This window comes from Citrobacter sp. Cpo109, assembly GCF_030332565.1.
Classification (GTDB): domain Bacteria; phylum Pseudomonadota; class Gammaproteobacteria; order Enterobacterales; family Enterobacteriaceae; genus Citrobacter; species Citrobacter portucalensis.
In genome coordinates this window covers 117,965-125,333 of the sequence record NZ_JAOWHQ010000024.1, presented here as the reverse complement: position 1 = coordinate 125,333, position 7,369 = coordinate 117,965, and the positions used below count along the sequence as shown (strand labels likewise).

Genomic DNA, 7,369 nt, shown 5'->3' with positions numbered 1-7,369 from the left:
GGGCTTTTTTGCGTCTGTGCGGGATGAAAACCGCCGGATGCGGCGTGCCGCCTTATCCGGCCTGCAGGGGCTGGGCTGAACGTATTTTGTAGGCCTGATAAGCGCAGCGCATCAGGCGCATCACAACACCACGGTTACCATCTTATCCATTGCGTAACAAAATCAGCAAGTTGCTGTATATCGTTGATGTCTAACAATGGAACATCCACCGCCAGCGGAACATCACTGGCAACCGCGATAACATATTCGTCTATCGCCAATTCTTCAGGACTATGCCCGCAACCGTCGCGAAAAAGCACGATCTTAGCGACAGGTTCATGCTTAAACCCTTCAACCAGCACTAGATCCAACGTCGCTGCATCCATCCGGCTTACCAGATACGCTAAATCCAGTTCGGGCTCTTCCGGTGTTTCTACCATTAATGCCCAACGTTGCTGGCTGGCGACCAGCGTTTGTGCTGCACCGGCTTTGCGCAGTTCATAACTATCTTTACCGGGCTTGTCGACATCCATATTGTGATGAGTATGTTTAATCAATCCGGGACGTATACCTCTGGCACGTAGTTCCGGGATCAACTTTTTGAGCAGCGTGGTTTTTCCCGTGCCGCTCCATGCCGCAATGGCGAGTAATGGGATCATGATTTTTCCTGCCATTTTGCGAGCTCTTCGGGGGTGTTCACGTTTACGAACGCATCTTTATGATCGCTGAAATCGACAGCATGACCGCCAGCCAGACGCATAAAGACCATGACACGTCGTTCACCGGACTGAAGATAATCCTGCAGCAAAGGCTGCATAGAGCGGTGCATCAGCGCAATGGTTGGGTGATCTCTTTCCCCATCATGCACCCAGACAACGGGTGCATCTTTACGTTGCTCTTTTAGACGAGCGACCAGATCGTGAGGAATATAGGGCATATCGCACGGGCAAAACAGAAACCACTCCCCCGTTTGCTGCAGGAATACCGATAGCATCCCGGCCAGTGGGCCAGGGAAATCGGCCAAGGAATCGGGAATAACTTTCAGGCCGCTTTGCTGGTATATATCCCGGTGGCGATTGGCATTAACCACCACGGTTTCGACCTGCAAAGCGAGAATGTCGGCCACATGCCGCCAAAGAGGTTTACCGTCCAGTTCAAGCAGACCTTTATCGGTTCCACCCATCCGTCTGGCCTTACCGCCAGCCAGCACAACCCCTGTTATTGCACTATCCAGAATCACTGATATCGCCTCTTTTAATGTGGGATTGACCCTGCTAACGTATCTGTATTGAGCCTAAGGAGCACAACCATGAAATGTAAACGTCTGAATGAAGTTATTGAACTCCTCCAGCCAGCATGGCAGAAGGAACCCGATCTTAACCTGATGCAATTTTTGCAGAAACTGGCGCAAGAGTCAGGTTTTGACGGCGAACTGGCGGATTTAACTGATGACATTCTGATCTATCACCTGAAAATGCGAGACTCAGCGAAGGATGCTGTCATTCCAGGTATTCAGAAAGATTATGAAGAAGATTTTAAAACTGCACTACTCCGCGCTCGTGGTGTAATTAAAGAGTAAAAGCTTGTAATCGCCGCCACCGAAAGCGCTGCGAAATGATATCCTGAATCATTCGTAGTATTTTCCGGATGATGGGATGAACGACAACGCTTTTAATTTCCAGACGCTACACCCGGATACCATCATGGATGCACTGTTTGAGCAGGGGATCCGGGTGGATTCCGGGCTTACCCCGCTTAACAGCTATGAAAACCGTGTCTATCAATTCCAGGACGAAGACCGTCGACGCTTTGTCGTTAAGTTTTATCGCCCTGAACGTTGGTCTGTCGATCAGATCCAGGAAGAGCACCAGTTTGCTCTGGAACTGGTAAGCGATGAAGTTCCGGTAGCTGCGCCGTTGGTACTGAACGGCCAAACGCTGTTAAGCCATCAGGGTTTCCATTATGCGATCTTCCCCAGCGTCGGTGGACGCCAGTTTGAAGCCGACAACATCGATCAGATGGAGACGGTGGGGCGCTATCTCGGGCGTATGCACCAGACCGGATGCAAGCGTACTTTTGCCTTCCGCCCAACGATTGGCCTTGAAGAGTACCTGGCTGAGCCGCGTAAAGTTTTTGAACACGCACAGCTTATCCCATCAGGGCAAAAAGCGGCTTTCCTGAAGGCAACGGATGCGCTTATCGCGATTGTTACCGAACGCTGGCATACGCGTTTTACCACGTTACGCCTGCACGGTGATTGTCATGCCGGTAATATTCTGTGGCGCGATGGCCCGATGTTTGTCGATTTAGATGATGCCCGCAATGGTCCGGCTATTCAGGATTTATGGATGCTCCTCAATGGTGATAAAGCTGAACAACGCATGCAGCTAGAAACCATTATCGAGGCTTATGAAGAGTTTAGTGAGTTCGACACGGCGGAAATCGGACTGATAGAGCCTTTACGCGCTATGCGTTTAGTTTATTATCTTGCCTGGCTGATTCGACGTTGGGCTGACCCTGCGTTCCCAAAAAACTTCCCGTGGTTAACCGGGGAAGATTACTGGCATCGTCAGACCGCAACCTTTATTGAGCAGGCAAAAATTCTGCAAGAGCCCCCCTTACAATTAACGCCAATGTATTAATCGGAGAAACTTGAACATGAAAAAAATATGGCTGGCGCTGGCTGGTATGGTCTTAGCTTTTAGCGCATCTGCAGCGCAGTTCCAGGATGGTAAACAATACATCACCCTGGAGAAGCCTGTTGCGGGTGAACCGCAAGTGTTGGAGTTCTTCTCCTTCTACTGCCCGCACTGCTATCAGTTTGAAGAAGTGCTTCATGTATCTGATAACGTGAAGAAAAAACTGCCGGAAGGCACCAAGATGACCAAATACCACGTCGAGTTTCTCGGGCCTTTGGGCAAAGATCTGACGCAGGCATGGGCGGTTGCAATGGCGCTGGGCGTTGAAGATCAGGTCACTGTTCCGCTGTTTGAAGGGGTTCAGAAAACCCAGACCGTTCAGTCTGTTGCTGATATCCGTAAAGTGTTTGTCGATGCGGGTATTAAAGGCGAAGACTATGATGCGGCATGGAACAGCTTCGTAGTGAAATCTCTCGTGGCACAGCAGGAAAAAGCAGCGGCTGATTTACAGCTGCAGGGCGTTCCGGCGATGTTCGTGAATGGTAAATATCAGGTAAATCCGCAAGGCATGGATACCAGCAGCATGGATATCTTTGTACAACAGTATGCGGATACCGTGAAATACCTGGTCGGTCAGAAGTAAAAGCAAAAGCCGGTCACTGACCGGCTTTTTTATTTTGAGGCTTTAATCGCGTCGAGCTGCGCGTCTTTCTCACTCCACAGCGTATTCAACCACAGCTGAAAGCGGCGCTTGAATGCCTTATCGTTCACGTAATCACCGTGTAACTCTTCATGGATTGGCTCCAGATTCACCCGCACGACAATCCGCGTTAGCTTACCGCTCAGCATATCGTAGAACGGTCGGCTACTGTTTTCCGGATAGCACAACGTGACGTTCAACATTTTATCGAACTGTGACCCCAGTACGTTCAATGCCATTGCAATACCTGCCGCTTTAGGAGGGAGCAGGTTTTGATAAGGAGAGCGGGTTTGCTCACGTTTATCTTTGGTAAAGCGTGAACCTTCGACAAAATTCACAATGGTTGTCGGGTGTACGCGAAACTTCTCGCAGGAACGACGCGTTGTTTCGACATCTTTACCACGGCGTTCCGGATGGCGAAGCAGATAGCCACGTGAATAGCGTTTCATAAACGGCATATCCAGCGCCCAGCAGGCCAGGCCAATAAAGGGCACCCAGGCCAACTGCTGCTTGAGGAAATATTTATTCATCGGGATGTGCTTACGGAACAGAACGCAAAGCACAACGATATCGGCCCAGCTGTAATGATTACAAATGAGCAGATACCAGTTTTTCTTGCTAAGACCTTCCAGCCCTTCAACATCCCACTTCAGCCGCGGATTAAGGTGCAGCAGTAGCGCCAGACCTTCACACCAGCAGTACATCATGAAATTACAGAAGACGGAAACCTTGCGCCAGACGACAGGAATGGGCAAAAGGAGTTTCACAACCCCGGCAAGGATGATCGGCACAGAACAAAAAATCGTGACCAATATGGTCAACACGATACTCAGCAACAGCGTTATCGCAGCGAGTATTCTCGTCATAATTAAATTATTCAAAAGGTTAGCCATAGACAGTGCGCGAAAGAGGCGCAAGGGGCTGATTTTATCAGAAAACGAACCAAATGATGGATCTTCCCTGAATAGAAAAAAAGAGAATATCTATCCACATCAGGATATAAGCTGTAAAAATGGAATAAAATGCCGTGAGTTTATTTAACCAATTGAAATTATTGTATAAATATAATGGAGCATTAATTGCCTTGCTATATTTAAAGAGCTGAAAATTATTTATTCACAAAGTTATCCACAGCTTTCTTTGCGAGCAAAGCAGAAGATCTGCAAAAGTTTTTCGACAAATGCGGCGAAAAACTCATGTTTTCATCCTGTCTGTGGCATCCTTTACCCATAATCTGATAAACAGGCACGGACATTATGGTTCAGATCCCAGAAAACCCACTTATCCTTGTAGATGGCTCATCTTACCTGTATCGCGCATACCACGCGTTCCCACCGCTGACTAACAGCGCAGGAGAACCTACGGGCGCGATGTACGGTGTCCTCAACATGCTGCGTAGCTTGATTCTGCAATATCAACCAACCCATGCAGCGGTGGTATTCGACGCCAAGGGTAAAACCTTCCGTGATGAATTATTCGAACATTATAAGTCTCACCGCCCACCGATGCCGGACGATCTGCGTGCGCAGATTGAACCTCTGCATGCGATGGTAAAGGCGATGGGGCTGCCACTGTTGGCTGTTTCTGGCGTGGAGGCGGACGATGTTATCGGTACGCTGGCGCGGGAAGCAGAGAAGATCGGTCGCCCGGTGCTGATTAGCACCGGTGATAAAGATATGGCTCAGTTAGTGACGCCGAATATCACCCTTATCAACACCATGACCAATACGATCCTCGGCCCGGAAGAAGTTGTGAATAAGTACGGCGTCCCGCCGGAACTGATCATCGATTTCCTGGCGCTGATGGGGGATTCCTCAGATAACATTCCTGGCGTTCCAGGCGTAGGCGAAAAAACCGCTCAGGCACTGCTGCAGGGGCTGGGTGGGCTGGATACCCTCTATGCCGAATCAGACAAAATAGCGGGGCTGACCTTCCGTGGTGCGAAAACCATGGCGGGCAAACTTGAGCAGAACAAAGAGGTGGCGTACCTCTCTTATCAATTGGCTACCATCAAAACGGATGTTGAGCTGGAATTGACCTGTGAGCAGCTTGAAGTGCGTCAGCCCGCTGCAGAAGAACTGCTTGGCCTGTTTAAACAGTATGAATTTAAACGTTGGGTTACCGACGTTGAAGCGGGTAAATGGCTACAGGCTAAAGGGACGAAGCCGGCGGCAAAACCGCAAGAAACTATTGTCGTCGATGAAACGCCTGAGGAGCCGGCCACGGTTCTTTCGTACGATAACTATGTGACGATTCTGGACGAAGCGACGCTGGAAGCGTGGATCGCTAAGCTGAAAAAAGCACCTGTCTTTGCCTTCGATACTGAAACTGACAGCCTGGACAACATTTCCGCGAATCTGGTTGGCCTGTCTTTTGCCATTGAACCGGGTGTGGCGGCGTATGTTCCTGTTGCCCACGATTACCTGGATGCCCCTGACCAGATCGCGCGCGACCGCGCGCTGGAGCTGCTAAAGCCGCTGCTGGAAGATGAGAACGCGCACAAAGTCGGGCAAAACCTGAAGTACGATCGCGGCATCCTGGCGAACTATGGCATCGAGCTGCGCGGCATCACTTTTGACACCATGCTCGAATCCTACATTCTTAACAGCGTCGCTGGACGACACGATATGGACAGCCTGTCGGACCGCTGGCTGAAACATAAGACCATCACCTTTGAAGAGATTGCTGGAAAAGGCAAAAACCAGCTGACCTTTAACCAGATAGCACTGGAAGAGGCTGGTCGTTACGCTGCGGAAGACGCCGACGTTACGTTACAGCTGCATCTGAAGATGTGGCCAGAATTGCAACAGCATAAAGGGCCGTTGAACGTCTTTGAAAATATCGATATGCCGCTGGTGCCGGTTTTGTCTCGCGTTGAGCGCAACGGTGTGAAAATCGATCCGGCTGTTCTGCACAAGCATTCAGAAGAGCTGACGCTGCGTTTGAATGAGCTGGAGCAAAAAGCGCACGAGATCGCCGGAGAAGCGTTTAACCTCTCTTCCACTAAGCAACTGCAAACTATCCTGTTTGAAAAGCAGGGTATTAAGCCGTTGAAGAAAACCCCAGGCGGCGCGCCATCAACGTCGGAAGAGGTACTGGAAGAGCTCGCGCTGGATTACCCATTGCCGAAAGTGATCCTGGAATATCGTGGTTTAGCAAAACTGAAGTCGACCTATACGGATAAGCTTCCGTTGATGATTAACAAGAAAACCGGACGCGTGCACACCTCCTACCATCAGGCGGTTACCGCCACCGGGCGCTTGTCTTCAACGGATCCAAACCTGCAAAACATCCCGGTACGGAATGACGAAGGTCGTCGTATTCGTCAGGCGTTCATTGCGCCAGAAGACTACGTGATTGTCTCTGCGGACTACTCACAGATTGAACTGCGTATCATGGCGCACCTTTCACGTGATAAAGGTCTGCTTACCGCGTTTGCCGAAGGGAAAGACATTCACCGCGCAACGGCGGCTGAAGTCTTTGGTTTACCGCTTGATTCCGTGACCAGCGAACAACGCCGCAGCGCGAAAGCCATCAACTTCGGTTTGATCTACGGGATGAGCGCCTTTGGTTTGGCGCGCCAGTTGAATATTCCGCGCAAAGAAGCACAGAAGTACATGGATCTCTACTTTGAACGCTACCCAGGTGTGTTGGAATACATGGAACGTACCCGCGCGCAGGCGAAAGAGCAAGGCTATGTAGAAACGCTGGAAGGTCGCCGTCTCTATTTACCGGATATTAAATCCAGTAATGGTGCTCGTCGCGCTGGTGCTGAACGTGCGGCCATTAACGCCCCGATGCAGGGAACTGCCGCAGATATTATCAAGCGAGCCATGATTGCTGTGGATGGATGGCTGCAAACCGAGCAACCGCGCGTGCGCATGATCATGCAGGTACACGATGAACTGGTGTTTGAAGTGCACAAAGATGATCTGGAAAGCGTCTCTAAAAAGATCCACCAACTGATGGAAAACGAGACCCAGATTGACGTGCCGTTGCTGGTGGAAGTCGGGAGTGGTGAAAACTGGGATCAGGCGCACTAAGGGTTTAC

The 7,369-nt window shown here is 50.3% G+C and carries 6 protein-coding genes and 1 pseudogene; 4 read left to right on the top strand and 3 right to left on the bottom strand.

Annotation, left to right across the window (positions count from 1 at the left end; genetic code table 11):
- Window positions 1-134: 134 nt before the first annotated feature.
- Together mobB and mobA are read right to left on the bottom strand one after the other, a co-directional pair.
- Window positions 135-653, bottom strand: a complete 519-nt coding sequence (gene mobB / locus OGY71_RS01120) for a molybdopterin-guanine dinucleotide biosynthesis protein MobB (protein WP_103015350.1) — start codon at window positions 651-653, stop codon at window positions 135-137.
- On the bottom strand, window positions 635-1,219 hold the full coding sequence (gene mobA, locus OGY71_RS01115) for a molybdenum cofactor guanylyltransferase MobA (RefSeq protein WP_003825335.1): 585 nt from the start codon (window positions 1,217-1,219) through the stop codon (window positions 635-637). Before mobA ends, mobB begins: the two co-directional genes overlap by 19 nt.
- A 69-nt stretch (window positions 1,220-1,288) precedes the next feature.
- Between mobA and OGY71_RS01110 the strand changes: the two genes are divergently transcribed.
- From OGY71_RS01110 to dsbA, 3 genes are all read left to right on the top strand, one after another.
- Window positions 1,289-1,558 (top strand): YihD family protein, encoded by a 270-nt coding sequence (locus OGY71_RS01110; RefSeq protein WP_003028616.1) that lies wholly within the window; start codon window positions 1,289-1,291, stop codon window positions 1,556-1,558.
- A 76-nt stretch (window positions 1,559-1,634) separates the two neighbouring features.
- Window positions 1,635-2,621, top strand: coding sequence for a serine/threonine protein kinase (locus tag OGY71_RS01105; RefSeq protein WP_003825332.1), 987 nt, complete (start codon window positions 1,635-1,637; stop codon window positions 2,619-2,621).
- 16 nt (window positions 2,622-2,637) lie between these two features.
- A complete protein-coding gene (dsbA, locus tag OGY71_RS01100; RefSeq protein WP_003028621.1) occupies window positions 2,638-3,261 on the top strand; it encodes a thiol:disulfide interchange protein DsbA in 624 nt (207 codons plus the stop codon).
- A 13-nt stretch (window positions 3,262-3,274) separates the two neighbouring features.
- Here dsbA and yihG read toward each other — a convergent pair.
- Window positions 3,275-4,211, bottom strand: a pseudogene (gene yihG, locus OGY71_RS01095) (1-acylglycerol-3-phosphate O-acyltransferase, YihG family).
- 363 nt (window positions 4,212-4,574) lie between these two features.
- On the opposite strand from yihG, the gene polA reads away from it, so the two are divergent.
- Window positions 4,575-7,361, top strand: a complete 2,787-nt coding sequence (gene polA, locus OGY71_RS01090) for a DNA polymerase I (protein ID WP_126319657.1) — start codon at window positions 4,575-4,577, stop codon at window positions 7,359-7,361.
- The last annotated feature ends 8 nt before the right edge of the window (window positions 7,362-7,369 follow it).